The sequence below is a fragment of the Roseomonas sp. USHLN139 genome (assembly GCF_037145735.1).
Taxonomy (GTDB): Bacteria; Pseudomonadota; Alphaproteobacteria; order Acetobacterales; family Acetobacteraceae; genus Pseudoroseomonas.
The window spans coordinates 466,559-490,846 of record NZ_JBBCWY010000003.1 but is presented as its reverse complement, the minus strand read 5'-3'; the positions used below and the strand labels follow the sequence as shown (position 1 = coordinate 490,846).

Genomic DNA, 24,288 nt, shown 5'->3' with positions numbered 1-24,288 from the left:
GCGCGTGCGGCCCGGCGAGAGCGTGCCGGTGGACGGCGCGGTGCTGGAAGGGAGCGGCGCCGTGGACGAGTCCATGGTCACCGGTGAATCCCTGCCGGTCGAGAAGGCGCCGGGGTCCAAGGTCATCGGCGGCACCGTGAACGGCACCGGCGCGCTGGTCATGCGGGCGGGCAAGGTCGGCTCCGACACCATGCTGTCCCGCATCGTCGCCATGGTCGCCGAGGCGCAGCGCAGTCGGGCGCCCATCCAGCGCATGGCCGACACGGTCTCCGGTTACTTCGTCCCGGCGGTCATCGCCGTGGCGGCGCTGGCCTTCGTCGCCTGGGCAGCCTGGGGCCCGAGTCCCGCGCTCTCCTACGGGCTGATCGCGGCCGTCTCGGTGCTCATCATCGCCTGCCCCTGTGCGCTCGGCCTGGCAACGCCCATGAGCATAATGGTCGGCGTCGGCAAGGGCGCGTCCGCGGGCGTGCTCATCAAGAGCGCCGAGGCGCTCGAGCACATGGAGAAGGTCGACACCCTGGTCGTGGACAAGACCGGCACGCTGACGGAGGGCAAGCCCAAGGTCGTGGCCGTGGTCCCGGCACCCGGCCTGACCGAGGCCGAGGTGCTGCCGCTGGCCGCCAGCCTGGAGCGGTCCAGCGAGCACCCGCTGGCGGCCGCGGTCGTGGCCGCCGCCAAGGAACGCGGCATGGCCTTCCGCGAGCCTGCCGACTTCGCGTCCGTCACGGGCAAGGGCGTGACCGGCACGGTGGGGGGGCGCCAAGTCGCGCTGGGCAACGCGCGGCTGATGCAGGAGCTTGGTGTCGACCTGGGTGGTCTCGCCACCCGGGCCGACGAGCTCCGGCGTGAGGGCGGCACGGCGCTCTTCCTGGCCGTGGACGGCAGGCCGGGCGGCGTCATCGCGGTGGCCGACCCTGTCAAGCAGAGCACGCCCGCCGCGCTGGAGAGCCTGCGCGCCAGCGGCATCCACATCGTCATGCTGACGGGCGACAACCGCACGACGGCGGAGGCGGTGGCCCGCAGGCTCGGCATCGAGGACTTCCAGGGCGACGTCCTGCCCGAGGACAAGCACCGCATCGTCCGGGAGCTCCGCGCCAAGGGGAAGGTCGTCGCCATGGCGGGCGACGGCGTGAACGACGCCCCGGCGCTGGCGGAGGCCGACGTCGGCATCGCCATGGGCACCGGGACGGACGTCGCCATGCAGAGCGCGGGCGTGACCCTGGTGAAGGGCGACCTCGCGGGCATCGCGCGGGCGCGGCTCCTGTCGCGCGCGGTGATGCGCAACATCCGGCAGAACCTGTTCTTCGCCTTCGTCTACAACGCGGCCGGGGTGCCCCTGGCGGCGGGCGTGCTGTACCCGGTCCTGGGCCTGCTGCTCAGCCCGATCGTGGCGGCCCTGGCCATGGCGCTGAGCTCTGTCTCGGTCATCGGCAACGCGCTGCGCCTGCGGGCCGTCCGCTTGCAGGATTAGGCCCGCCTGGTCCTGTGAAGGCATCGGCGTGCTCGCCCCCGGCCGCCAGGGCGAGCACGCCGGTGCTGCAAGGCGACAGCAATGACATCCGGCCTGCGATGCCCCGCAGCTCCAGGCGTCGTGGTCGCATTCGAAGCGAGGTTAAGCGAGGCAGCGCAGGTGCGGAAATCTCCGATGTGCCGCGTTCTTCGCAAGCCGAATAGGAAACCATCCGGCAGACGGACGCTTACTGGCGAAGGCTCGTAGGGCGGATGAACCGATGCGCTGGACGGAAAGCGCGATCCAGGCTGTGACTGCTTTGGTGCTCGCCATATGCGTGTCCATCCTTGCTGTGCCTGCGGTGGCACATAACGCCATGTCCCCGACGTCCCCCCCTGCGGCCCTCACCCAGGCGTCCGCGTACGCTGGTCACGCCACGCCCGCTCCCCACCATGCCCGGATGTCTGGTCCGGCTGCGAAGGCAAGGACGGCAGGCAAGAAGTGCTGCCCGAACTGCGACGGCGATGCCGTCCGGCCAGGCTGCTGCGTCATCGGGCACTGCGGGAGCGGCGCTGCCCTCCTGCCGCCGGTCAGCCCGCAGGTCACGCTCCTGGTCAGCGGCAGCGATTTCTTTGCCATGCCGCCACCTTCGATCGCGGGCATCTTCTCCGACCTTCCTTCTCCACCACCCCGATAAAGCGTCCTGAGCGTCTCCGCAGAGCCCCAGGGCCTGCGGAAGGCGGAGCATGGCCGAGCCCTCCGTCCAACGGGCGCCCGCACCCACGCTCGTCACCTCAATTGGGCAGCCGACCTGCCGAGCAGGCTGGCGAACCCCGCCTCACGGACATCCTAACGGAGAAGAAAGATGCATCAGATGACCCCCGCCATGCAGGCTTGCATCGAGGAATGCCTGCGCTGCCACTCCACCTGCCTGGGCACGGCCATGAACCACTGCCTGGAAGCGGGCGGCAAGCACGTGGAGCCGCATCACTTCAGGCTGATGATGGCCTGCGCCACCATCTGCCAGACCTCTGCCGACATGATGCTGATCGGCACGCCCCACCATAAGCACACCTGTGCCGAGTGCGCCGAGATCTGCGAGGAGTGCGCCAAAAGCTGCGAGGCCGTGGGTGGCATGGAGGACTGCGTCGCGCAGTGCCGCAAGTGCGCCGCGTCCTGCCGCGAGATGAGCGCCTGACGCCGGGACAAGGACCGGACAGCGGGTCCGGTCCTTGTCACCTCCACCGGAAGCAAACGCTTCCCGTGCAGATCAAAACGTTCTGACGGAGCGTCGGCATGAGCCAGAATCAACATCTCAGCAGCCTGCTCACGAACCTCACGGACCGGCTGGCTGACACCCTGCACGGCACGCTGGGCGGGCTTCACTTCGATTTCGAGGCCGGTGGCCACGTCCACAACGTCACCTTCGGCGATGAGAGCGCCGACACCTTGGGCGGCACCGACGGCGCCGAGTTCACCTGGGGCCTCGAAGGCGACGACCGCATTGGCGGGGGCGGCATGGACGATGTCCTCCACGGCGGTGCGGGCGCCGACGTGGTCTCCGGCAACATGGGCGACGACGAGGTCGAAGGTGGCGAGGGCAATGACACCCTCTACGGCGGCCCTGGCGCCGACACGCTGCGCGGCGGCCCCGGGAACGACCACCTGGACGAGGGTGAGGGGCACAGCACCGTCGACGGCGGCATGGGCGACGACACCCTGGTTGGCGGAGGCGGCCCGGACGCCTTCATGATCGGCCGGATGAGCGGCCACGACGTCATCAAGGACTTCACCGCCGGTCCCGGCATGTTCGACCACCTGGCGGTCATGGACGGCCTCCAGTGGACAGACCTTGCCTTTGCGGACACCGCAGATGGGGTCCAGGTCAGTTGGGACGGGGGTTCAGTCCTGCTGGAAGGCGTCTTCAAGGCGGACCTGGCGCAGGACGACTTCATGTTCGGCGACGCGGCCGACCTGCCTCCCGGCCTGCGGGTGCCTGACGGCCCAGCCGACGAGGCACCGACGCCCAGCGTTGCGGGCCCCGAGGTATCCGGTGAGCCACAGGCCGGTGCCATCTTCGACCTTTTGGCCGACCACGTCTTCGATAACCGCACCTTGAGTTTCGACATCGAGGGGAACGCCGTCCTCCGCGGCACCGCTGGTGCCGATACCCTGACGGGGTCGTCGGAATCGGACACCATCTTCGGACTGGCGGGAGACGACACCATCTCAGGCCTGGCCGGGGACGACCATCTCCAGGGTGGCGACGACCGTGACACCATGGCGGGCGGCGACGGCATGGACCGCCTGACGGGGGAGGCTGGCGACGACAGGCTCTTCGGCGGGGCGGAGTCCGACGAGCTCATGGGCGGCGACGGGAACGACTACCTCGACGAGGGCGCCGCGCACGGGATGCTGAACGGCGGCATGGGCGACGACACCCTGGTCGGCGGCACCGGCGCCGACGCCTTCATGGTGTCGATGGACAGCGGCCACGACGTGGTCCTGGACTTCGAGGCGACCGGCGAGGCCCAAGGCGCCTTCGACCACATCGCCTTCATGGAGGGCATCCAGCCTGCGGATGTCGTCATTCAGGACACAGCCGGGGGCGCCCTGGTCGGCTGGGGCATGGGCGAGGACGACACCTTCGCGGGGTCCATCCTCCTCGAGGGCATCGCCAAGGACGACCTGCGGCAGAGCGACTTCATGTTCGCCGAGGCGCCGGGCTTCGTGGAGGGCATTGGCGACTTCGGCTCCTGGTACGTCTTCCCGGAGAGCGGCGGCCCGATCGCCTGAGTTCAAGCGGGGGCTGTCTAGCCAGGCTCACCGCCTCCAATGCGACCGGTGCCTGCGGGCACCGGTCGCGCTCCTGCCAATCGAGACCTGTCGCTGAAGCCGGGCCATCCCGGCCAGCGGCCAGAAAGGGCTTCGCCATGAGCTACGCACGTTTCGGTTTGATGATCCTGGTGTCGACCGTGGTCATGTTCGGCCTGATGTACCTGAACACCTATGCCCTGGAGCACGTCTTCTACAGCCAGACCCGGACCTGGATGGCCCTCGTGATGGGGGCGACCATGGCCGTCATCATGCTGCTGTTTATGCTCGGCATGTACCGGAACCGGACCGCCAACATGGCCATCCTCGGCGCCAGCGTCCTGGTGTTCGCAGGGTCGCTGTGGCTGGTCAGGAGCCAGCAGACGGTGGGCGACGTGGCCTACATGAAGGCGATGATCCCGCACCACTCCATCGCCATCATGACCAGCGAGAGGGCGCGGATCCGGGACCCGCACGTCCGGCAACTGGCCGACAGCATCATCGCGGCCCAGGTGCGGGAGATCGGCGAGATGAAGCAGTTGATTGCCGAACTGGAGGCCAACCCTCCGGCACCCTCTGCGCCGGTGCTGCAGCCCGCGCGCTGATGGTGTTTGTGCGGCGCCCGCGGACTTACTGGGGGCGCATGCCATCGGCAGGGCATCCATCGCGAGACCTTCAGCAGGGAGGGTCCGCTTTGCCCTGCCTCACCTTCCGAAGCGGATAGGCGGCTATCGACCAGAGGCTGCCAAACACCCGAACGCAACACCGGAGTCCCTGCCCTCCGAAACCTGGCGAAACCGCCGCGGCAACGAAGGAGCACGGGCGCCATCCTACCCGTTTAGGATTCCCGCTAGGGATAGAAACGCGACCGCGTCCCCGGCCCGCAGCATCCCGACGTCTCGACCTACCCTGACCTAGCCATCGGCCGCTACCAGCGGCATGAGTCGCGCCGACCCTGGCTTGCTGATGTGCTCGACCACGAGGTCCGGCCCGACCATCGCGGGGGCGAACTCTTCCCTCCCCGGCTTCCGGTCCCAGCCGGACGCCAGGCGCGCTGGCAAGGATTTCAGGCCGCCGTCCACAGCCCCGGTAAGCCGAGCTACCAGCGGGCGCCCGAACAGGATGCCGCTAACCAGCGCGGCCACCAGGTTGCCGGGCAGGAACAGGCAGCGCGCCGTGCCGATGCCGCCGAACACCAGTGGCTTGCCCGGCTTCAGCGCCACGGCGCACCAGGAGCCGTGGCCACCGGCGTCATGCAGGGCGCCCAGCAAGTGGTCGGCCTCGCTGCCGGACACGCCGCCCGAGGCGACGATGGCGTCGCACCCGGACGCCCGCTCCAGGGCGGCCGCGATGTCGGATCGCCGGTCAGGCAGCAGGCCCAGGCCAAGGATTTCGACGCCCATGCCCCGCAGCAAGGCGGCCAGCATGGGGCGGTTGCTGTCGTGGATGGCGCCCGGCGCGTGCGGCATGCCCGGCTCGAGCAGCTTGTCACCGGCGGAGGGCACGGCGACCCGCGGCCTGCGCCGGACCGCGACGTCGCCCACCCCAACCGCAGCCAGCAACGCGAGGTGGCGCGGGTCGAGCCGGGTGCCCGCCTCCAGCACCGCCTCGCCCGCTTGGAAATCCTCACCCCGGCGGCGGATGTTGGCATCCTGCAGGAGCGTCGGCGACGCGACACCGGAGTGCGGGTCCACCCGGCAGCCCTCCTGCATCGCGACCGCCCAGACGCCCTCGGGGACGGCGGCGCCGGTCAGCAGGCGCACCGCCTCACCGGCGCCCACACGCGGCAGGCCACCCGCGCCCGCCGGAAGGTAGCCGACGACCTGGAAGGGGCCGGGCCCCGGCCCGCCGACGCCATAGCCGTCCACGGCGGCGCGGTCGAACGGCGGCATGTCCGATGTCGCCAGTACAGGATTCGCCAGCACCCGCCGGGCCGCCGCCGACAATGAAACGAGCTCGACGCCCCGCACCGGATGGACGTCGGCGAGAAGCCGTGCGCGCGCGATCTCGACGTCCACAAGGCCCGCTTGCAGGTCGCAATCGGAGCATGCGGGGCGGGGCGCGAGGCTGGTGGTCACGACCCCGCATTCTCCTTGAGATAGGCCAGCAAAGCGTTCAGGCGTGCCTCGTCCTTCATGCCAACATAGGACATGCTGCCTCCGGGCACGACCTGCTTGGGGGCCTGCAAGTAGGCGTGCAGCGTCGCCTCGTCCCAGGTCAGTCCTTCCGCCGCCCTTGTGCGCATGGCGTTCGAGTAGCGGAAGCTCTCGACGGCTGCCGCGCGGCGGCCCAGCACTCCGGCGAGGCCGGGGCCGACGCGGTTGCGGCTGTCCACGCCGTGGCAGGCGCCGCACTGGCTGCGGAACAGTTGCTCGCCCGACGGGACGGTCTGGGCGAGAGCCGGGAAGGCGAGGAGCGGCACGCAGAGCAGGGCCGAGGCAAGGACTCGCATGGGGTCTCCAATGGCAGGGGGAGCGTGACGACGCAGCCGGGCGGCCGCGTCGCAGGGTGCCCGATCTCAAGTCTGGGCCCGGTACTCCTGGGTCTTCCAAGACAGGTGGCGGACGGCTTCGGGGGCGTCGCTGAGCTTCCGGATGTTCGCCCAGGTCTGCTTGTAGTTTGGTATGACCAACTCGTTGGTCGCCTTGCTGACCACGTTGCCCTGCACGCCCGTCGGGTAGCCGAACAGCATGAAGGTCTGGTTGCGGCCGAGGCCCCCCTCCGGCCATGCGACCGCCTGGGTGGCGCCGTTGCCGTTGAAGACCTCGACGAGGTCGCCCGGCTTTAGCGCCAGCTCGCCCATGTCATCCGGGTTCATGCCGATGTAGGGGTACGGGAAGCGGTCGCGAACAAAGTCGTTGTGCTGGTCGAGGTAGGCCGACTGCCAGACGTGGTTCGCGCGGCCGTTGTTCACCAGGAAGCGTTGCGAGTCCTTCTCTGCCTGCTTGCCCTGGGCCTGCAGCCCCCGCCATGGGGTGGCGGCGAATACCGCCTTGCCGTCCGGGCGGTTGAACTTGCCGTCGGCGTAGAGGCGCTTGGTCCCAAGGATTCGCTCGCTGCCGCCGGTGGTCGCCGCCGGTGTGCCGGTCGCACCGGCGCCCGGCGCCGCCTGCTGGACGGGTTCGCGGCCGCGGGCGCCCTCTATGCCGGGCCCCTGCACCACCATGCCGGGCGAGGCGCCGGTGGTCGTGCCACCAGCCACCGCGCCGGTGGTCTCCAGCCCGACTGCGGGCTCTTGGAACCCGTTGGTGCCCATGGCGCGAAGCCGGGCGTAGGTGACGAACTCGCCGCCCTTCTCGTGCTGGTGGTAGCCATCCATGAACGCGTCCTCCTCCGTCTTCCAGTCGTAACCCCGGAAGCGGTCGGCCACGGCGGCGTTCCCGGCCGTGCGGAAGGAGCGCTCCAGGGCCTGCGCCAGGCGCGCGACGATGAGGCAGTCCGGCATCGCGTTGCCCGGCGGGTCCATGTAGCGCTCGGTCAGGCGCATGCGGCGCTCGCCGTTCATGGAGGTCAGGTTCATCTCCCCCGAGGTCGCCGCCGGGAGGACCACGTGCGCGCAGGAGCCGATCTGGGTCGGCACGATGTCCACGTCCACGCTGAACAGGCCGCCCGCGCGGATGGCCTTCATGATGGCCTCCACCTGGGCGGCGCGGTCACCGGCGGGGACGGAGTCCATCGCCTCCTTCACCATGTTGGTCCGGCGCTGGTAGGCGCGCTTGAACTCGGAGGCGTTCAGGGTCGTCTTGAAGTGGTCGCAGCCCCAGACGTGGTGGATGCCGCCCTTGCCGCCGATGAGGAGCTCGTCGACGTTCTGGGCGGGCTTGCCGACATGGGCGTCGGAGGGGCGGGCATAGCCTTCCTGGTGACCGCCGAGGCGGACGCAGCCGCCGCCGGGGCGACCGATGTTGCCCGTCGCCAGGGCGATGTTCACCAGAGACTGGTTGGTGCGGTAGTTGTCGTTGCCCCAGATGATGCCCTTCTCGTATGCGAGCATCGTGCGGCGCCGGGCGCCACCCTGCTTGGGCTCCGCGATCCAGGCCGCCGCCTTGCGGATGTCCTCCGCCGACACACCGGTGAGCCGGGCCGCCTCCTCCACCGTGGTGCGGTTGGCGCCGATCGCGGCGTCGTAGTTGCTGGTGCTGGTGGCGATGAACGCCTTATCGGCCCAGCCCTTGGTCGCGATCTCGGTGAACAGCGCGTTGAACAGCACGAGGTCGGTGCCGCTGTTGATGCGCAGGTGGAGCACGTTCTCCTTTCCCGCCTCGGCCTCGCAGGCCGCGATGGTCACCGTCCGGCGGGGGTCCACCACGATGATGCGGGCGGCGGCGTGCGGCTCGTTCGGCAGCTGGCTCTGCTTCTTGTCCAGCGTCGAGCCGCGCAGGTTCGGCACCCAGTGGTTCAGGAAGTAGTTGGTCTGGGTCTCGAGGGAATTGGCGCCCGCGATGAACAGGGTGTCCGCGAGCTCGGCGTCCTCGTAGCAGTTGTTCAGCTCACCCACGCCCATGTCGCGGGAGCCGTGCACCTCGGAGTTGTAGGCCGGACGGTTGTGGATCCGGATGTTCTTCACCTTCATGCTCTGGAAGTAGAGCTTTCCGGTCGCCCAGGTGTTCTCGTAGCCGCCGCCCGCTCCGCCGTGGTCGTAGGCGGAGACCAGCAGGCCGTCCTCGCCCTGCTCCTCGATGACCCGGCGCGTGACCTCGGCGACCAGCGCGACGCTGTCGTCCCAGGAGGCGGGCGACATGGTGCCGTAGCGCCAGACCAGCGGGTCGGTCAGGCGCGCCTGCTGCGTCCCGGTGACGGTGGAGTAGGACATCTCGGCCATGCGGGCGCCGCGGATGGAACCGAGGCCGGAGTTCACCACGCAGTCGTGGTCGGGCTTGATGACGATGTGGACGTCCTGCCCGTTGTGCCGGACGACGTTGTACATGGACGGCGCCGCCCAGGCGGCGCTGTCGGCGCCGAGCTGGCCCCGCATGTCCTCGCCGTAGGCGTTGTCGTCCGGCGCCGGGCCGCCCTGGCGGTTCACGGGCCAGGAGTAGGCTTTGTAGCCGCAGCCCACGATGCAGTAGTGGCAGACGACGTTGTTGACCTTGGCGTCCCGCGGCGGGATCGGCAGGCGGTCGATGTTGCGCTTGTAAGCCATGTTCCCGCCCTCCTCAGGCCAGCACGTTGGAGTGGCGGCCGTACAGCAGCTCGTCCACGCCCTCGGCGTGGATGTCGCCACCCGCGTCCACGCGCAGGCGGAACTGGGCCAGGTTCTGGGTCGCGTGGCCCCAGACCTGCAGGCCGCCCTTCTCGCAGTCGAAGCGGCTGTAGTGGCCGGGGCAGTTCAGGGTGCGGTCGTCGGCCTGGTAGAACATGGGGTAGCCCTTGTGTGGGCAGAGGTTCGAGAAGGCGACGACGTCGCCGTCCGGGCCGACGCCACCTTCGACCCGCGTGCCGAGCTTGATGAGCACGCCCGTGCTGTCGGCGTCCGGGTAGCTGATGTCCATGGGCTCGTTGACCTTCAGGTCGCGCATGTTGCCCAGCCTGCTGACCGGGTACGCCACGCGCGCCAGGGCCGGTGTCGCCTTGGCGGGCGCCTGCGGCACCGTGGAGGCCGCCGCCGCGCCAGCCACCGCCAGCGCCCCCCGTCCCAGGAAGAAGCGGCGGCCGCTCTCCGTAAGCTTGTTGCAACCCGACATTTCCGTCTCCCCGCTCTCAGGCGACGACAGCATTGCAGCGGGCGTGCCAACGGCGCCCGTGACGGCGGTGGCTTACGGTGCCTTGGAAATCAGGATGTTGACGGAGGATTGCTGTCACCGGACCGTCACCGGAGTCCAGGAAGCTGGACTTGGCGCCGTCCGGGTCCAGAAGGCTGGACTTTGCGCCCCCGCTCGCAAGGCAAGAACGAAAGGCATCCTGGACCGTTGCGGCGCCTACGTGACATCGTGGTCGGGGCCTCGCCCGACGCCGCACGTCGTGTGTAGTATTGCGCCCCTTCTGCTATCAGTGATGCATCCCATGGCCAGAACATCAACGGCACTGACAGAGCGCGTCGGCGTTCAGGAAGTGAACCTCATCTTCACCAAGCGCCTGAAGTGGTTCTTCCGCGAGCAGACGATCAGCGACTTTGGTGTCGATGCGGAAGTCGAGATTGTTGACGAAGAGGGAGAGCCAACGGGACAGCTGATTGCGCTTCAGGTTAAGTCGGGCACCTCTTTCTTCCAGCACAAGGATGCAGAGGGGTACACGTTCTACGGTGAGCCTCGCCACCTCGAGTACTGGCTGCGGCACTCCCTCCCAGTGTTTCTGATCCTCCACAATCCAGAAACCGGCCTCACCCTCTGGCAACGTGTTGAACGCCATCTGACAAGGCAGACAAAGAAGGGCTGGGCCATCCACATCCCTTCTCGGAACGTGCTGGATGAGAAGGCGAAGCCCGCCCTCGCCAGCGGGATCGGCACGGACCGTGCGTCGATCAAGCGTTATCGCTTCGCGGCCGACAAAGCAGACATGGAGGAATACCGAGACAAGGAAGTCTTCTTCAGTTTCGACTTCTGGGTCAACAAGACCCTGGGTCTTCGCAAGATAGACGTTTACTACGGGAGTTATGAAAAGAGCCAACCGGATTCCCAAATTGGTGTCTGGGGTACAACTCACACACCTCACGGAGTCATGAACCACTTCTTCCCGTGGCTCACCTACCAGTACGCCAAGCTCATCCCTGCGGAAGAACAGTCCAACGAGATCGAGACCCACATCGTGCAGGTGGAACTGAACGAGGCGGCGAAGCAGTTCCTCGCCGTGGAAGCCTTCTTCGAGGATCCAGATGATCCTGAGCCGCCAGAGGAACCGGAGAGGGATGACGAAGACGAGTGCGACGAAGAAGACTACAATGAATGGGCGTTCAGACGAGCCATGGAACGTGATTAGCCCTGAGCGCTTGTTTCGGAGCCTGGTGTAAGCGCTGCTGCCTGTCAGTTTGGGCGAACCACCGTCCGCTCAGGCTTCATCCGATCACCGCAAACCCAGCTTCCGGATCTTCTCGAACAGCGTCGAGCGGCCGACGCCGAGGATGCCCGCCGCGACCTCCACCTCGCCGGACGCGGCGGCGAGCGCGGCGGAGACCGCCCGCCGCTCGGCGTCCGTGACCGCCTCGGCCAGCGTCCCGACCGCCGCCACGGGGCTGGCGCCGTTGGACGCGGTGCCCCCCAGGAGGTCGTCGACACCGACCCAGGGCCCGTCCGCCAAGGCGGCGGCCCGCTCAACCCTGTTGCGGAGCTCGCGGGCGTTGCCGCGCCAGTCCGCTTCCTCCAAGGCGCGCTCCGCCCGGCTGTCCAAGCCCCGGATGCCGCGGGCCGAAGCCAGGGATGCGTTGGCAAGGAATTGGCGCGCCAGCGGCACGATGTCGTCGCGACGCATGCGGAGCGGCGGGATCTCGATGCGGATCACGTCGAGCCGGTAGAGCAAATCCTCGCGGAAGCGGCCGTCGCGCACAAGCTGGTCCAGGTCGGCGTTGGTCGCCGCGACGACGCGCGCGTGGAACGCCAGCGTGCCGGAGCCGCCCACGCGGGTGTACTCGCGCCCTTCGAGCAACCGCAGGAGCTTGGCCTGCAGCCCGGGCGCCAGCTCGGCGACCTCGTCCAGGAACAGCGTGCCTGCCCCTGCCCTTTCGGCGCAGCCGATCCGTCGCATGGCGGCGCCGGTGAAGGCACCGCGCTCGTGGCCAAAGACTTCGCTCTCCGCCAGCTCGGCCGGGATGGCCGCGCAGTTCACCGCGACGAAGGGCGCCGCCGCACGTGGGGACAGGCGGTGCAGGAGCTTGGCCGCCACCTCCTTGCCGGTGCCGGTCTCGCCGAGCAGCAGGACCGGGCAGTCGCTGGGCGCCGCCCGGCGCACCGTCGCCTCGATCCGGCGGATGGCGGCCGAGACGCCCAGGGTAGCGTCTGCCGCGGGCACCACGCGCCGGGCCATCAGGGCACCAACGCGGCCGAGGAGGTCCTGGATCTCGACGGGCTTCACCAGGAAGTCGTCGGCGCCCGCCTTCATGAGCCGGATGGCCTGGTCGACGCCAGCGTAGGCCGTCATCACCAGCACGGGCGTCCCGGCGAGACGGCTGCGTTGGGACAGGAAGAGCTCCTCCCCGGAGCCGTCCGGCAGGTGCAGGTCGGACAGCAGCAGGTCGGGCACCCGCCGCTCCAGCGAGGCAGCGGCCTCGACGGCGCCGGTCGCGACCTCGACGCCGTACCCCTCGATGCGCAGGCGCTGGGCCATGGTGCCCGCCGTCGTCGGGTCGTCCTCGACGAGGAGGATCTGGCCTCGTTCAGCTGGCATGGGCGACCTCCTTGGCGTGGGAGGGGACCGGCAGCTCGGCGACCAGCCGCGTTCCCCGCGGTGTCGGCTCGCGCGTGATCCGTCCCCCCTGGCTGCGCGCCAGCCGGGCGGCGGTCCAGAGGCCGAGCCCGCCACCAGAAGGTGGTGGGCCGTCCGGGTCCGCGAGGAGGCTTTCGGCTTCGGCGGGTAGGCCGGTGCCGACATCGCCCACCTCGATGACCGCGCCGCCCTGGCTGAGTCCCTGCGCGCGGAAGCCGAGGACGCCTTGCGGCGGCGAGGCGGCGGCCGCGTTGAGGAGCAGGTTCAGCGCGATCTGCCGGGCCAGCGTCCGGTCGACGCGCACGCCGTCCGGCAGGTCGTTGCGCCAGTCGAGGGTCAGGCCACGGCGTGACACCTCGTGGCGGATGAGCAGCCGCAGGTCCTCGAAGTCCTGAGCCGCGAGTGGTGCCTCGCCCGGCCCCGTCTTCCAGGATGACAGCCCTGCGCGGACCACCTTGCGTATGTCGTCCAGGCCCCGCCTGAGCAGGCCGACGGCCTCCTCGCGGATGTCGCGCCTGTCGCCGTACTCGGAGAGGGTGTCCACCGCCGTCATCAGGCCGCCGAGCGGGTTGTTCACCTCGTGGGCCATGGCCGCCGTCAGGCGCCCAAGCTGGGCGCGGCCCTCCTCCCGGGCCAGCCGCCCGGCCATGAGGTCCCGCTCCGCGATGGCGGCCACGGCGCCGTTCCACGCGTTCACCAGGGCCAGATGCTCAGGGCCGGAGCCCGCCTGCGCATCCAGGGGCTCGGGGCGCCTCCCCTGGGCGGCCTCGAGGAGCCGATGGCGGAGCCGCTCGGTCGGCAGGAGGATGCGCCGGACCAGTAGCGCGCCTGCGGCGGCGAACAGCGCCGCGATGCCGATGTTCGCCAGGACCAGCGCCCTGACCACCGCGTCCCGCTCCGCCAGCAGCGCACCGATGTCGGCCTTGGCCACCAGCCGACCGACCGGCACGCCACCTTCCAGCAGGACCCGCGCCACGACAGCCCGCCCGGCCCGCTCGTCGATGGCGGGCGACCCCGAGGCGATGGCCTGGTCAGCCGGGCCAGACAGAGACCGCGGCAGCGCGGCGCCGGTACGCAGCACCCGCGGGCTCGAGGATGCCAGGACCGAGCCGTCTGGCAGGACCACAACCGACAGGGTGGGCCGGAGGGCTTCGTACTGCCCGCTGGCACGGTCCAGGGCGTCGAACGCCTCCCAGACGTCGGCCCGCACGGCGGCTGGCTGGACAGCTGTCGCCAGCCCGTCGAGGAAGGCCGCCCCCAGGGCCGCCAGGTGGCGCCCCTGGTCCGCCTCCATACGCGCCAGCACCGCCTGCCCGGTGACGGTGGCCACGCCAGCCACCAATGCCGCCACCGTCAAGGGAACGGTGAGCAGCAGCGGCCAACGTCGTGGGTCCAGCTGAGCCCGGAGCCGCCGCGGTCCCGCACGCCTCATGCCCGGCTCTCCAGGTCTTGGGACATCGCGCGGATGCCGTCGTAGAGGCCGGGGCTCCCGGGCATGAAGCCGTCCAGGCGGAGCGCGCGGAGGATCTCGGTGCCCGCCGGGGAACCCGCCATCGCCAGCAGGGCCGCCTCGATGCCGCGAGCCGCGGCGCCCTGCCGCGACACGGTGAGGCAGCAGACCGGCGGGAAGCCCTGCCATGCGGAGCGGGCGACAACGTCAGTCGTCGAGGTGAGCCCAGGCTCCGTCTCGGCCATGGTCTCCCAGACGTAGCCGTCGACGGACCCGCTTTCCGCCAGGCCGCTGCTCACGGCCCGGACCACGTTCCGGTGGCCGTAGGCGAAGAAGGTGGCGCCAAAAAACGTCGCCGGGGACTGGTGCTCGCCCGCGAGGAGCCAACGGGTTGTCAGGCACCCGGAGTTGCTGTCCGGGTCGGAGAAGGCGTGGCTGCGGCCCCGGAGGTCCGCGAGCGACCTCGCCCGCAGGCTGGGGTCCGCGATGAGGTAGGACTGGTAGAGTGGGCGCCCGCGGTGCACCGGCACGGCGAGAACCGACAGCCTGTCGGCGTGCCGCACGTAGGGGAAGCCGCAGATCCAGGCGGCGTCGAGCTGCCCCGTGAGAAGGAGCGCGACAACCTCCTGGTAGGTCCGGCGCTTCACGAGCTCAACAGGGGTACCGAGCGCCGCCGCCATCTGGCTGGACAGCGCCCGCAGCAGGGCAAGGTCGGATTCGAGGAAGACTGGGGTGAGGCCGAAGCGGACCGGGGCCAGAGAGGTCGCACGGGCCCTGCGCGGCCCGGCCAGGGCCACGGCGGCCAGGACGGCCCTTCGGCCTGCGGGGCACGCTGGAGCCATTCGTTCCACCCCCAGGCGACCCACTTACGGGTTCTACCTGCAGCCCTGCATTCGGCGCTCCTTTCGCCGGATTGTCACGTGCTTTGCGAGCGGGGCGTCAGACGGGGGCGTGACGTGCCACGAGGCTCTTGGGGAGCAGGAAGGTCAGGAGGGCGCAGGCGGCGAGCATCGCGGCCGACCCCCAGAGGCATCCTTCCAGACCGGCGTACTGCGTCAGCACGCCCGACAGCAGGATCCCGCCCAGCCGTCCGGCCGCGTTGGCAGCGTAGTAGAAGCCGACGTCCTCGGCGGCCTTCTCGGACCCGGCGTAAGCCAGGATCAGGTAGGAGTGCAGTGAGGAATTCACAGCGAAGGCGAAGCCGAAGATGGCCAATCCGGCGACCACCACGAGGTCGGGGCGCCCGACCGCGCCCGTCGCCAGCACGATGCCGAGCACGACGGGGATGGCCGCGAGCGCCGTCCCCCAGAGCCGCGCCTCCGGCACCTCGCGGGATAGCCCGTCCGGGCTGCGGCGGACCACCTGCGGCGCCAGGCCCTGCACGCCGCCGTAGCCGATCGTCCAGGCGGCCAGGAAGGTCGAGACGCCGACGTAGTTCCAGCCCTGGCCATACAGGAACACCGGCAGGCCCACGACGAACCAGACGTCGCGGGAGCCGAACATGAAGACGCGGGCAGCCGCGAGCAGGTTGACGCCGCGGTTCTTGGCGAAGAGTTCCCTGAAGCTCCTGGACGCCTTGGCCCTGCCCAGCTCCCGGGGGAGCGACAGCAGCACGCCCACCAGGGCCACCACCAGCAACGCCACCAGCGCCCAGAGCGCCGGACGGAAGCCCGCGGCCTGGAGCAGGAAGCCCCCAAGGAAGAAGCCGAAGCCCTTCATGGCGTTCTTGGAGCCGGTGAACCAGGCGACCCAGCGGAACAACTGACCGGCGCCCTGCTGCGAGGACGCCTTGATGGCCGACTTCGAGGCCGTCTTGGTCAGGTCCTTGGCCACGCCGGAGATGCCCTGGGCGCAAACGACCCAAGCCACAGATGCCGCGGCGCTCCAGGCCGGGTCGAGCGCCGACAGCATCAGCAGGCCGCCGATCTGCAGTGTCAGGCCAATGGCCAGCATCCGCGGGATGCCGAACTTCGCGGCCAGCCACCCGCCCCCGAGGTTGGCGAAGATGCCCGCCGCCTCGTAGAGCAGGAACAGGAAGGCCAGTGTGAAGGGGGTGTAGCCGAGCTGGTAGAAGTGCAGCAGCACCAGCATCCGCAACGCCCCATCGGTGAGCGTGAAGCCCCAGTAGGCGCCGGTCACGATGATGTAGTTGCGGACGGCCGACATCAGACGCCGCGCTCCCCGACGATGCAGGCGAGGTCGACCATCCGGCAGGCGTAGCCCATCTCGTTGTCGTACCAGGCGTAGACCTTGAGCATGGTGCCGTCGGTCACCAGCGTGCTGGGCGCGTCGACGATGGCGCTGCGGGTGTCGTTGGCGTAGTCGGCGGAGACCAGCGGGCGCTCCTCGTAGCCGAGGATGCCCGCCAGCGGCCCGGCGGCGGCGTCGCGGAACAGGGCGTTCACCTCCTCCGCCGTGGTCTCCCGCCGCAGCTCGAAGACGGCGTCCGTCAGCGAGGCGTTCAGCACCGGCGCCCGGACGGCGTGGCCGTTCAGGCGGCCCTGGAGTTCCGGGTAGATGAGCGCGATGGCGGTGGCGCTGCCGGTGGTCGTCGGCTGCAGGGACAGCATGGCCGACCGGGCGCGCCGCAGATCCTTGTGGGGGGCGTCCACCACGACGTTGGTGTTCGTCGGGTCGTGGATGGTGGTGATCTGGCCGTGGCGGATGCCGATGGCCTCGTGGACGACCTTCACCACCGGCGCCAGGCAGTTCGTCGTGCAGGACGCCGCCGTCAGAAGCCGGTGCCGGGCCGGGTCGTACTCGTGGTCGTTGACGCCCACCACGATGTTCAGGGCCGCCGCGGCCGGGTCCTTCACCGGCGCCGCCACGATGACGCGCTTCACGCCGCGGTCGAAGTACTGCTGGAGCTGCTCCTGCTTCAGGAACTTGCCAGTGCACTCCAGGACGACATCGCAGCCGAGGTCTCCCCAGGGGAGGTCGCCCGGCGCCGCCGCGGCGCTGAAGCCGACGCGCCGGTCGCCGAGGCGCAACGCCTCGCCGCCCTCCGCCGCGATCCGCTCGCGCCAGCGGCCGTGGATGGTGTCGAACTCCAGCAGGTGCGCCGTCGCCTCGACGCCGCCCTTCAGCTCGTTGACGTGGACGACGTCCAGCCGGTTGCCCGCGCGGGGGTCGTCCGTCTCGCGGTGGACGCCGCCCATGGCGGCACGGAAGGCCAGACGGCCGATGCGGCCCATGCCGTTGATGCCGACGCGCATGTCAGCGCTCCCTTGCGACGGTGAGAGGGGATTCGCCGAGGTCGTCCACGCGGTGGCGCAGGGACAGCCGGTCGAGCGCGTCCACCTTGAGATTGGTGAGGATGCCGAGGCGACGGTGCAGGCTGGCGTAGAGCTCGTTGACCATCAGCTGGCGGTCCGGAGACCCGGCCTCGTAGCGGCCGGGGCCGGGCAGCGGCCATGACGCCGTGATGGCCTGCCCGCCGAAGTCGGGGCAGTGCTGGCCCTGGAGCTCGTCGCAGAGGGTGATGACGAAATCCATCCTCGGCGCGTCCGGCCCCTGGAACTCGCGGTAGGACTTGCTGCGCACCGCGGAGACGTCGTGGCCGAGGCTCTCCAGCTTGCGCAGGACTTCCGCCATTGGCCGCGCCGCCGGATCGGAGCCCGCCGAGTAGGCGCGGAAGCGGCCGCCGCCGAGCTTGTTCAGGATGGCCTCGGCCATGACCGAGCGGGCCGAGTTCCGGGTGCACAGGAACAGCACGTTGAAGGCGGCGACCATGGGGCCGTCCCGCAGGGGTGCTGCCGCCGGTGCCGGAGTCAGGCTGCCGCACAGTTCCGGGCGGCCACCGCAGCAGGTCTCGGTCAGGAAGGTGACGACGTGCCGCAGCCGGTCGATCTGGGCGGCGTAGATGAGGCTGCGCCCCTGCCGCGTGGAGCGGATCAGCCCGACCTGCTCCAGGCCCCTGAGGTGGAAGGACAGCGTGGACGGGACGATGCCGAGCCGCTCCGCCAGGACGCCCGCTGGCAACCCGTCCGGCCCGGCGTCCAGCAGGGTGCGGAGCAGGTCGAGGCGGGAACCCTGGCCGAGGGCGGAGAACACGGACGCGGCTTCGTTGGCTTCCATGCTGTCGCCATAGTCGAACGGCGCGGCTGTGTCCCCCGCGGGCCGCGGCCCGGCGCAGCCACCGCCACCGGCGGCCGACGGGCGCCGACCAGCAGCAGGCGGGTCGAGGTCTCTGGGGTCACGGCCGCGCATCGCCCTCAGCCCGCCGGGCGCCGGTCCATGATGACGCGGTTGCGCACCGCGTCCTGGATGGCGCGGAGCCGCTCCGCCGGTGGCGGCACGAGCCCGATGCGGGCCAGGTAGCCTTCCCGGCCCAGCGCGTGGTCCGAGGCGTACTCGGCGAGGAACTCCTTGAGGCCGGGCACGCGGTCGATGTTCGGCCGCTTCACGTACAGGAACAGCGGGCGGGAGAGTGGGTACTGGCCAGATGCGATGGTCTCCACCGTGTCGTCGACGCCGCCGACCATCGAACCCTCGATGCGGTCGCGGGCGGCCTCCAGGAAGCTGAACCCGAAGATGCCCAGGGTGCCGTCGGCGCCGTCCACGACCCGGCCGACGATGGCCTGGTCGTCCTCACCGGCGTCGGCCCAGCGGCCATCCTCGCGCACCGTGGAGCAGACGCGGTTGCGCTCGGCCACGTCGGCGATGGCGGTCACCTCCGGCGCCGCCCGGCACCCTGCCATCATCGCGAGCTCGGTGAAGCTGTCGCGCGTGCCCGAGGTCGGCGGCGGGCCGATGACGCGGATGGGCCAGTCCGGCAGGTCCTGGGAGACTTGGCGCCACGAGGTGTACGGGTTCGGCACCAGCCGCCCGTCCCTGGGCACCTCCTTGGCGACGCCGAGCCACAGCTGGGCCAGGGTGAAGTTCGGCGAGGCCAGGCCCCTGCGGTGGGCGACGACGATGCCGTCGTAGCCGATGGGGATCTCCATGATCTCGTTGATGCCATTCCGCACGCACAGCGCGAACTCGCCCCCGGTGATCCGGCGCGAGGCATCCTGCACGTCGGGGCTGCCAAGCCCGTTGCTGCGGCAGAACTGGGCGAAGCCGTGGACCGTGCCGGTGCTGGCCACCTGCACCCGCTCGCCGCCAGCCGCCTTGCCGACCGCCTCCGCGACCGCCCGGCTGAACGGGGCCACAGTGGAGCTGCCGGTCACCTGGGTGACCTCCCGGGTCTGAGCCAACACGGGCCCAACCGCAGTCAGGGCGGCCATCGCCGCCCCGGCCAGCATGGCCAGCCTACCGGCGCCGGACGCCAGGCTCCTGGCTCCGGTCCGCCCCTCGTTACCGGCCACTGCGGCGCCGGATGTCGGCTTCAACGCCATCGCCGTGAACTCCTGCTCGACGCACATCGAAGGTCGTTTCGATATTTGTGGAAGCGTCGTAGCCTTCTGCCGCGAGGGTGTCTTGTTGCAATTCCGTGAACTTTGCTGCCTCAGGTCCGGAGCCTGTTCGGACCCGTGGCTGGCTGACATCCCGCTGCCCCGGCAAGAGGTGACTGAACCGTCGGCGGCCTTGGCCGGGTCCGTGGCCTGCTATCAGGTCCGGCGACCGGGCTGCGGTGCCCAGATGCCAAGCGCCACATGTGGTGAAGGTGACCAGTCCACGCCGGGGTGTACGGCGGCTTCGCAGCCTTCAACGGAGTTGCCGCCGGAGCAACCCGTTGAGGCCCTTGAGCAACCGAAGACCGGCAGCGAGCAGGCGTGCGGCGGGTCGAAACGGCACCGCAGAGCCTTCCTGGAACCTATTCAAGATTCGGAGCTGATTCCGGCTTAGGAATCAGTCGCTTGCGAGGCTCTTCCCCTACGGATCGCGCGGAACTTCACTACGGATCGCGCCTGGAACGGATCGCCTCCGAACAGTTTCGCTGGGCGGACGGGGGCGGGCATGACAGGCAGTCGATCCTGCTCGGATACCGTGGAACTCCACGGTCTGCGCCCAGGTGTTGCCTGCCGTGGAGTTCCACGGTATTCGCCCAAGCCTCGCCGACCGTGGAGCTCCACGGTATTCGCGTGCGTCCTCGGTACCGTTGTGGTGCGCGGACACAAGGATTGGGCGCCACATGGGCACGCGATCGCCAGGAGAACGCGACAAGGACCTGCTGCGCTTGCTGCGGTCCGAGTTCGGAAGCGACCTCGAGGGCGGGCTTCGGGCGCACGGCGCCGAACTGTACTCGGACGCGCTCAGAAACGTTCTGCACGCGTACTCGCGCTCTCCGGTTTCTGACGGTGGCGGGTCGGAGCCGATAAGCGAAACCGCCAGGCAAAGATTTCTCCAGTCGCGCGAACGCCACGAGGACGACTGGCTGCTGCGCCACGTGCTGAACCCGGTGTCCCCCGACTGCCTGCTCCCGCCGGTTCGGGCGAAAGCGCTGCGCGCCCGGCTGCTGGCCAAGCTCCGCGACCGGGCGCGGATCGCCCGCGGACCTGTCCTGACGGTCCGCGTTTCCGAGGGGACGGCCCTCGGGCTGGACGAGATCGGCGGCAGGCTATTCGGGTCCACGAGCCGCTCCGTGACGGTGAAGGCGATGGCCCGGGTCGCAGTTACGCGCATGCGGCCATCAGAAGGAAAACAGGATGGGACGGACGCCGGGTAGCCGGGGCTGCCCGCCACGCCGCCATCGGGGAAAGGACAGCCACCATGGGTCGCCGCACGACGCCCAGGCGCGAGAGGATGGCCGCCATGCTGCTTCAGCAGGAGGTCGGCGACGAATGCTTCGCGTGGCTGGCCAAAGCTGGCGTGGCCACGCGGCACCCGGGCGTTGCGAGGCGCGTCCGGCAGTACCGTGAGGCTGGCGGGCCGGAACCCGTCCTGGCCTTCCCGCCCGAGGCGTCCGACGAGGAACACGAGGCGCTCGCAGCCGGGTTCGCGGAGCGCCGCGCAGGTTGGCGCGGAGCCCGGAGCGTCGCGCAGGCGGACTGGCTGGCGCGGCACGTGCTGGATCCGTACTCGCCCGACTTGCTGGTGACCGAGGAATTCGCCTGGGCCACACGGGCGCGATTGCTCGCGAAGCTACGTGACGAGGTGCGCAGGGAGAGGGGCTTCCGCACGATCCGCATCGACGCCGAGACCGCCGGGTGGCTGGACGCGCTGGCCCGCCACAACGGGCTGGGCAGCCGGTCGGAGGTCGTTGAGATGATGGTACGTGTTGTCACGGAAGCATTCGGCAGCAAGGCACCCTCGAAGGATTGACGCCCGGCGGAGCTTGCCGCCGCGTGGCCGTGGCACCTCTCCGGCGGCCCGTTTCGCCAAGCGGCGCCGAACGCGTGATTGGACCGGCGATCGCGGGGGCGCCACCTTCGCCTCCGCACGCCCGCGAGGCGAAATCGGAGACCACAAGGATGCGGTGCGTGGATGCAGAAGGATCACGCATGTCCGGCAAGGATACGACCTTCAAGAACCACGCTTCCGCCCCGCTGGAGCGGCCGGAGGGGAAGCCGCCGGTGGTGCAGGGTCCAGACGGATCGTGGATGCTGGAGCTGGCGCGCGGCGAGGACGGCCAATGCGCGTTCGTCTACGAGCGGGGCGGCGGCATCGTGCGCGTCACCGGCCAAGCGGTGCTGCGGCACCCGTCCGGCCACGTGCTTCAACCAGTCACCTTCGTCGGCCGGGTAGACCTCGCTAGCTTTCGGAGCTGACCCGCCTTTGACTCTCCCGAAGCCTGCGCATCATCGCGTCCATGCGTATGTTGAACGGATGGTCGGGCTTGCGAAGGCTCCCCTGCCCGTGGACGGCCTCGTAAGCCTCTGCTTCCGCCAAGCGGGCCCGGAGTTCACGCATGTGGGCTGCCAGCGAAGGTTCGGCAGAGGCGTCGAGATGGAGCGCTTCCTTGCAGCCGAGGTAACGCCGGACGGCGGCCCACGCCCCTCGCTCCTCCGCCAGGGCGATGGCGTCGAGCAAGCTTGCTTCGTTCAGGTGCAGATAGCCCCACCGCCGCGCCGACGCGGAGCGGGAAAGCTCACCGACTATCGAAGCCATCGCATGTTCCGCGCTACCGCCCATGGAAGCCTCCTGATCGTCTGGGTAAGCCCATCCGATGATTGATCACGGCTCCCTTGCGCCACAAGCCTGTCAGCCCACCGACGACAGCGGGCGTCCTGCACTGGTGCTTCCGATCACGCGCCGAGCAACCACTGCCGCCTGCTTGCGGGAGCCCATGTTGACAGCCTACCGCCGCCTGCCCTTGGGCCGCGCCGCGTCTAGCAAGCGTCTGCAGCGTTCGAGCGTCCGCTCGTCGACGCACTGTTCCCAGGGTGACCGACCCAGCGCGGGGTGCTTGCCGCGCAGCCACATCTGCGCCCAGTCCGACTGGCCGGGGAAGCGGGCCACCACCTCGGCCTCGAGGCTGCTCCGCCAACGTGCCACGGCGGCGGCGGCCTCCGCCTCCTTGTCGAGGCGGCGCCTCTCGGCTTCGCGGACCGCCATGATGCGGTCCCGCTCGCCCGCCATCGCCTCGCTGATGCGGTTCCTCGCCTGCCAGTCCAGCGCGAACCGGCCCTCGTCGAGGGGCAGCCCAGTCGCGGCGCGAACCGCTTCCCTGACCCAGGCCGCCCCTTCGTCCTCGCCCATCAAGGCGACGGCGTCCAGCATCAGGGTGGCCACGAAATCCGCCGCCTCCTTGCGGCGGCGTTCCGCAGCCTGCCGCGCGAACTCCTCGCGCTCGAGGCGTGCGGCCTCCTGCCGGGCACGCGCCTCGTCCCGGCGCCTTAGCCGCACCGCATCCAGCGGCAGGCCCAGCAAGCCGCCCTCGTACGGGCTGGCGTGCGGCTGGACCATCCTCTCGAGCTCATCGAGCCTTTGTATGAGGCGCCCGAAGCCTTCGCCGCCCTCCTCGGCCAGCACACGAGGCGCCACCCCGAACTCGGGGACAACCCTCTCCAGCCAACCTGCCATGTCGGCCCAGGGCAGCCCGGCCGCCTGCAGCAGGCTGCCCAGCTTGTCCTGGAGTTCACCTTCGCGGCGCCTCGCCTCACTCGCCGCCTCCATCCGCTGCCTGGCTTCCCACCCGACGGTCTGAGCGGCCACCCAGCCCTCGCGGACGCGCATCAGCAGGCCGCACTCCGCCAGCCAGTCGGCGTAGTCGGCGACGACCTCGTGGGGCGGGCGGAAGCCCGGCACGCGCTCCTGGATGTGCGCGACCAGCTCCGGCTCCCAGTTCCGCCGGATCTGGAATGGCTTCTTGAGCATCTGCCGCTTCTGGAGGGTTCGGAGTGCGGCGTCGCCCGTCACCAGGTGGCCCGCGGCGCTGATCGCGACATGGTCCAGGAAGGCCGCCTGCCACGTCTCGGCCACCACCGAGAAGCACTCGGCCCCTGGAACGCTGCGGCCGACGAACCCTCCGAAACCGGCGTCCACGGCCCTGATCCGCCAGCTGGAATGGCCAGGCATCGCTGGTTCGATCCATGCGCCCGCAACCTCGTCGGCGATGCGGCCATGGAGCCGGTGCAAACGGCGCCTCTCGACCGCCGCCCGCTCTGCCGCGATGCGCCCCAGGCGCGCCTCCTCGGCGGCGACCTTGGCGTTGTGCAGCCAGTGGCGGGGCGCCCCGCGCAGGACCAGCTCGGCGTGCTCGGCACGAGACGCGTGCCGGGGAACACGGGAGAGGTCGATCTCGACCGCGGGCAGGTTCCGCTCCCGCAGGAGGGCCAGCTTCTCGGAGCCGCAGGGATGGCGGACGTGGAACTCGAGGAGCAGCTCCCTGCCCCGGCCGCGGATGACCGCGTCAGGTCGCAGGCCACCCATGTCGACCTCGGCCTCCGCCGCCTCGTAGGGGAAGACGGTGGCGAAGGCGACGTCCTGGCGCAGGCCGTCGACCTCGGCCACTGCGTCCGGCAGGAGGATGTCGCGCGCCTCCAGCACGATCTCCTTGGCCAGCCGGTGCAGGGTGGTCTCCCAGGCGCCGACGCAGGCGCGGTCCACGTGGTGGGCGAAGTGGTGAACCTTGATGGCACCCTTGCGGGCCACCAGCCGCTCGCCGCAGCCGGGGCAGCGGCACCGGCACCCCAACCCCGAGGCCACCTCCGACACATGCGCCAAGCGGCCGTCCTCGGCCAAGCCGTAGGGGAGCTTGGTGCCGTCCCCGTCCGGGGGCGGCGGGGTGGAAAGGTGGCAGCTGGCTGGTCCGTCCATGGCCCCGGTGAGGTTCAGGAAGGCGGCAGCTTAGCATCAACTTGCTGGCTTGGAGCCCCGCCGGACGAGCAGGTCG

22 protein-coding genes are annotated in these 24,288 nt (G+C 70.1%); 8 read left to right on the top strand and 14 right to left on the bottom strand.

Going from position 1 to position 24,288, the window contains the following annotated elements; genetic code table 11:
- Window positions 1-1,471 (top strand): copper-translocating P-type ATPase (locus tag WFI16_RS12780; protein ID WP_419898195.1); only part of this gene is annotated, 1,471 nt, incomplete at its 5' end.
- Between the two features lie 408 nt (window positions 1,472-1,879).
- Here the strand turns inward: WFI16_RS12780 and WFI16_RS12775 are convergent.
- Window positions 1,880-2,113 (bottom strand): hypothetical protein, encoded by a 234-nt coding sequence (locus WFI16_RS12775; RefSeq protein WP_099095894.1) that lies wholly within the window; start codon window positions 2,111-2,113, stop codon window positions 1,880-1,882.
- Window positions 2,114-2,315: 202 nt separating this feature from the next.
- Between WFI16_RS12775 and WFI16_RS12770 the strand changes: the two genes are divergently transcribed.
- The 3 genes from WFI16_RS12770 to WFI16_RS12760 all read left to right on the top strand — a co-directional run bounded on the left by WFI16_RS12770 (window position 2,316) and on the right by WFI16_RS12760 (window position 4,869).
- Complete coding sequence (locus tag WFI16_RS12770) at window positions 2,316-2,648, top strand: four-helix bundle copper-binding protein (RefSeq protein ID WP_099095893.1); 333 nt, start codon at window positions 2,316-2,318, stop codon at window positions 2,646-2,648.
- A 98-nt stretch (window positions 2,649-2,746) separates the two neighbouring features.
- Entirely contained in the window at window positions 2,747-4,246 is a 1,500-nt protein-coding gene (locus WFI16_RS12765; protein WP_244311088.1) for a calcium-binding protein, read from the top strand.
- 137 nt (window positions 4,247-4,383) lie between these two features.
- On the top strand, window positions 4,384-4,869 hold the full coding sequence (locus tag WFI16_RS12760) for a DUF305 domain-containing protein (protein ID WP_099095892.1): 486 nt from the start codon (window positions 4,384-4,386) through the stop codon (window positions 4,867-4,869).
- A gap of 309 nt (window positions 4,870-5,178) precedes the next feature.
- On the opposite strand, the gene WFI16_RS12755 is transcribed toward WFI16_RS12760, so the two are convergent.
- The 4 genes from WFI16_RS12755 to WFI16_RS12740 all read right to left on the bottom strand — a co-directional run bounded on the left by WFI16_RS12755 (window position 5,179) and on the right by WFI16_RS12740 (window position 9,783).
- Window positions 5,179-6,342, bottom strand: a complete 1,164-nt coding sequence (locus WFI16_RS12755) for a molybdopterin molybdotransferase MoeA (RefSeq protein WP_099095888.1) — start codon at window positions 6,340-6,342, stop codon at window positions 5,179-5,181.
- Complete coding sequence (locus tag WFI16_RS12750; protein WP_099095887.1) at window positions 6,339-6,716, bottom strand: c-type cytochrome; 378 nt, start codon at window positions 6,714-6,716, stop codon at window positions 6,339-6,341. Before WFI16_RS12750 ends, WFI16_RS12755 begins: the two co-directional genes overlap by 4 nt.
- A 66-nt stretch (window positions 6,717-6,782) precedes the next feature.
- Window positions 6,783-9,407 (bottom strand): arsenate reductase (azurin) large subunit, encoded by a 2,625-nt coding sequence (locus WFI16_RS12745; RefSeq protein ID WP_099095886.1) that lies wholly within the window; start codon window positions 9,405-9,407, stop codon window positions 6,783-6,785.
- A 13-nt stretch (window positions 9,408-9,420) separates the two neighbouring features.
- Window positions 9,421-9,783 carry an arsenate reductase (azurin) small subunit gene (locus WFI16_RS12740; protein WP_245870330.1) on the bottom strand — a complete coding sequence of 121 codons (363 nt, stop codon included), beginning with the start codon at window positions 9,781-9,783 and terminating at the stop codon, window positions 9,421-9,423.
- On the opposite strand from WFI16_RS12740, the gene WFI16_RS12735 reads away from it, so the two are divergent.
- Window positions 9,782-11,179, top strand: a complete 1,398-nt coding sequence (locus tag WFI16_RS12735; protein WP_245870329.1) for a DUF4365 domain-containing protein — start codon at window positions 9,782-9,784, stop codon at window positions 11,177-11,179. The genes WFI16_RS12740 and WFI16_RS12735 overlap by 2 nt on opposite strands.
- Before the next feature lie 84 nt (window positions 11,180-11,263).
- On the opposite strand, the gene WFI16_RS12730 is transcribed toward WFI16_RS12735, so the two are convergent.
- The 7 genes from WFI16_RS12730 to WFI16_RS12700 form a co-directional block, all read right to left on the bottom strand.
- Window positions 11,264-12,580 carry a sigma-54-dependent transcriptional regulator gene (locus WFI16_RS12730; RefSeq protein ID WP_099095883.1) on the bottom strand — a complete coding sequence of 439 codons (1,317 nt, stop codon included), beginning with the start codon at window positions 12,578-12,580 and terminating at the stop codon, window positions 11,264-11,266.
- Window positions 12,570-13,949 carry an ATP-binding protein gene (locus WFI16_RS12725; protein WP_146201918.1) on the bottom strand — a complete coding sequence of 460 codons (1,380 nt, stop codon included), beginning with the start codon at window positions 13,947-13,949 and terminating at the stop codon, window positions 12,570-12,572. Before WFI16_RS12725 ends, WFI16_RS12730 begins: the two co-directional genes overlap by 11 nt.
- A gap of 98 nt (window positions 13,950-14,047) precedes the next feature.
- Window positions 14,048-14,866, bottom strand: a complete 819-nt coding sequence (locus tag WFI16_RS12720; protein ID WP_245906461.1) for a substrate-binding domain-containing protein — start codon at window positions 14,864-14,866, stop codon at window positions 14,048-14,050.
- 142 nt (window positions 14,867-15,008) lie between these two features.
- Window positions 15,009-16,235 carry an organoarsenical effux MFS transporter ArsJ gene (gene arsJ, locus WFI16_RS12715; protein ID WP_099095880.1) on the bottom strand — a complete coding sequence of 409 codons (1,227 nt, stop codon included), beginning with the start codon at window positions 16,233-16,235 and terminating at the stop codon, window positions 15,009-15,011.
- Window positions 16,235-17,284 carry an ArsJ-associated glyceraldehyde-3-phosphate dehydrogenase gene (locus WFI16_RS12710; RefSeq protein ID WP_109517860.1) on the bottom strand — a complete coding sequence of 350 codons (1,050 nt, stop codon included), beginning with the start codon at window positions 17,282-17,284 and terminating at the stop codon, window positions 16,235-16,237. The genes arsJ and WFI16_RS12710 overlap by 1 nt, the downstream gene beginning before the upstream one ends.
- A 1-nt stretch (window position 17,285) precedes the next feature.
- Window positions 17,286-18,146 carry a metalloregulator ArsR/SmtB family transcription factor gene (locus WFI16_RS12705; protein ID WP_265886002.1) on the bottom strand — a complete coding sequence of 287 codons (861 nt, stop codon included), beginning with the start codon at window positions 18,144-18,146 and terminating at the stop codon, window positions 17,286-17,288.
- Between the two features lie 137 nt (window positions 18,147-18,283).
- Window positions 18,284-19,435: a substrate-binding domain-containing protein gene (locus tag WFI16_RS12700; RefSeq protein WP_419898194.1), complete on the bottom strand. Its 1,152-nt coding sequence runs from the start codon at window positions 19,433-19,435 to the stop codon at window positions 18,284-18,286.
- Window positions 19,436-20,145: 710 nt separating this feature from the next.
- On the opposite strand from WFI16_RS12700, the gene WFI16_RS12695 reads away from it, so the two are divergent.
- From WFI16_RS12695 to WFI16_RS12685, 3 genes are all read left to right on the top strand, one after another.
- Window positions 20,146-20,679, top strand: coding sequence for a hypothetical protein (locus WFI16_RS12695; protein WP_314216840.1), 534 nt, complete (start codon window positions 20,146-20,148; stop codon window positions 20,677-20,679).
- A gap of 86 nt (window positions 20,680-20,765) precedes the next feature.
- Entirely contained in the window at window positions 20,766-21,275 is a 510-nt protein-coding gene (locus WFI16_RS12690; RefSeq protein WP_314216839.1) for a hypothetical protein, read from the top strand.
- Window positions 21,276-21,454: 179 nt separating this feature from the next.
- Complete coding sequence (locus tag WFI16_RS12685) at window positions 21,455-21,721, top strand: hypothetical protein (protein WP_314216838.1); 267 nt, start codon at window positions 21,455-21,457, stop codon at window positions 21,719-21,721.
- Here the strand turns inward: WFI16_RS12685 and WFI16_RS12680 are convergent.
- Both WFI16_RS12680 and WFI16_RS12675 read right to left on the bottom strand, forming a co-directional pair.
- Window positions 21,705-22,085 (bottom strand): hypothetical protein, encoded by a 381-nt coding sequence (locus WFI16_RS12680; RefSeq protein WP_314216837.1) that lies wholly within the window; start codon window positions 22,083-22,085, stop codon window positions 21,705-21,707. The genes WFI16_RS12685 and WFI16_RS12680 overlap by 17 nt on opposite strands.
- 165 nt (window positions 22,086-22,250) lie before the next feature.
- Window positions 22,251-24,110 (bottom strand): competence protein CoiA family protein, encoded by a 1,860-nt coding sequence (locus WFI16_RS12675; protein WP_442970684.1) that lies wholly within the window; start codon window positions 24,108-24,110, stop codon window positions 22,251-22,253.
- Window positions 24,111-24,288: the final 178 nt, after the last annotated feature.

Bases quoted from the DNA above. Each gene is read 5' to 3' on its own strand.
- WFI16_RS12765 (WP_244311088.1), top strand. From the start codon at position 2,747: ATGAGCCAGAATCAACATCTCAGCAGCCTGCTCACGAACCTCACGGAC.
- WFI16_RS12685 (WP_314216838.1), top strand. From the start codon at position 21,455: ATGTCCGGCAAGGATACGACCTTCAAGAACCACGCTTCCGCCCCGCTG.
- WFI16_RS12750 (WP_099095887.1), bottom strand. From the start codon at position 6,716: ATGCGAGTCCTTGCCTCGGCCCTGCTCTGCGTGCCGCTCCTCGCCTTC.
- WFI16_RS12775 (WP_099095894.1), bottom strand. From the start codon at position 2,113: ATGCCCGCGATCGAAGGTGGCGGCATGGCAAAGAAATCGCTGCCGCTG.
- WFI16_RS12745 (WP_099095886.1), bottom strand. From the start codon at position 9,407: ATGGCTTACAAGCGCAACATCGACCGCCTGCCGATCCCGCCGCGGGAC.
- WFI16_RS12710 (WP_109517860.1), bottom strand. From the start codon at position 17,284: ATGCGCGTCGGCATCAACGGCATGGGCCGCATCGGCCGTCTGGCCTTC.
- WFI16_RS12770 (WP_099095893.1), top strand. From the start codon at position 2,316: ATGCATCAGATGACCCCCGCCATGCAGGCTTGCATCGAGGAATGCCTG.
- WFI16_RS12690 (WP_314216839.1), top strand. From the start codon at position 20,766: ATGCTGCTTCAGCAGGAGGTCGGCGACGAATGCTTCGCGTGGCTGGCC.
- WFI16_RS12680 (WP_314216837.1), bottom strand. From the start codon at position 22,085: ATGGGCGGTAGCGCGGAACATGCGATGGCTTCGATAGTCGGTGAGCTT.
- WFI16_RS12735 (WP_245870329.1), top strand. From the start codon at position 9,782: ATGTTGCCCAGCCTGCTGACCGGGTACGCCACGCGCGCCAGGGCCGGT.
- WFI16_RS12740 (WP_245870330.1), bottom strand. From the start codon at position 9,783: ATGCGCGACCTGAAGGTCAACGAGCCCATGGACATCAGCTACCCGGAC.
- WFI16_RS12705 (WP_265886002.1), bottom strand. From the start codon at position 18,146: ATGGAAGCCAACGAAGCCGCGTCCGTGTTCTCCGCCCTCGGCCAGGGT.
- WFI16_RS12695 (WP_314216840.1), top strand. From the start codon at position 20,146: ATGGGCACGCGATCGCCAGGAGAACGCGACAAGGACCTGCTGCGCTTG.
- arsJ (WP_099095880.1), bottom strand. From the start codon at position 16,235: ATGTCGGCCGTCCGCAACTACATCATCGTGACCGGCGCCTACTGGGGC.
- WFI16_RS12760 (WP_099095892.1), top strand. From the start codon at position 4,384: ATGAGCTACGCACGTTTCGGTTTGATGATCCTGGTGTCGACCGTGGTC.
- WFI16_RS12730 (WP_099095883.1), bottom strand. From the start codon at position 12,580: ATGCCAGCTGAACGAGGCCAGATCCTCCTCGTCGAGGACGACCCGACG.
- WFI16_RS12700 (WP_419898194.1), bottom strand. From the start codon at position 19,435: ATGTGCGTCGAGCAGGAGTTCACGGCGATGGCGTTGAAGCCGACATCC.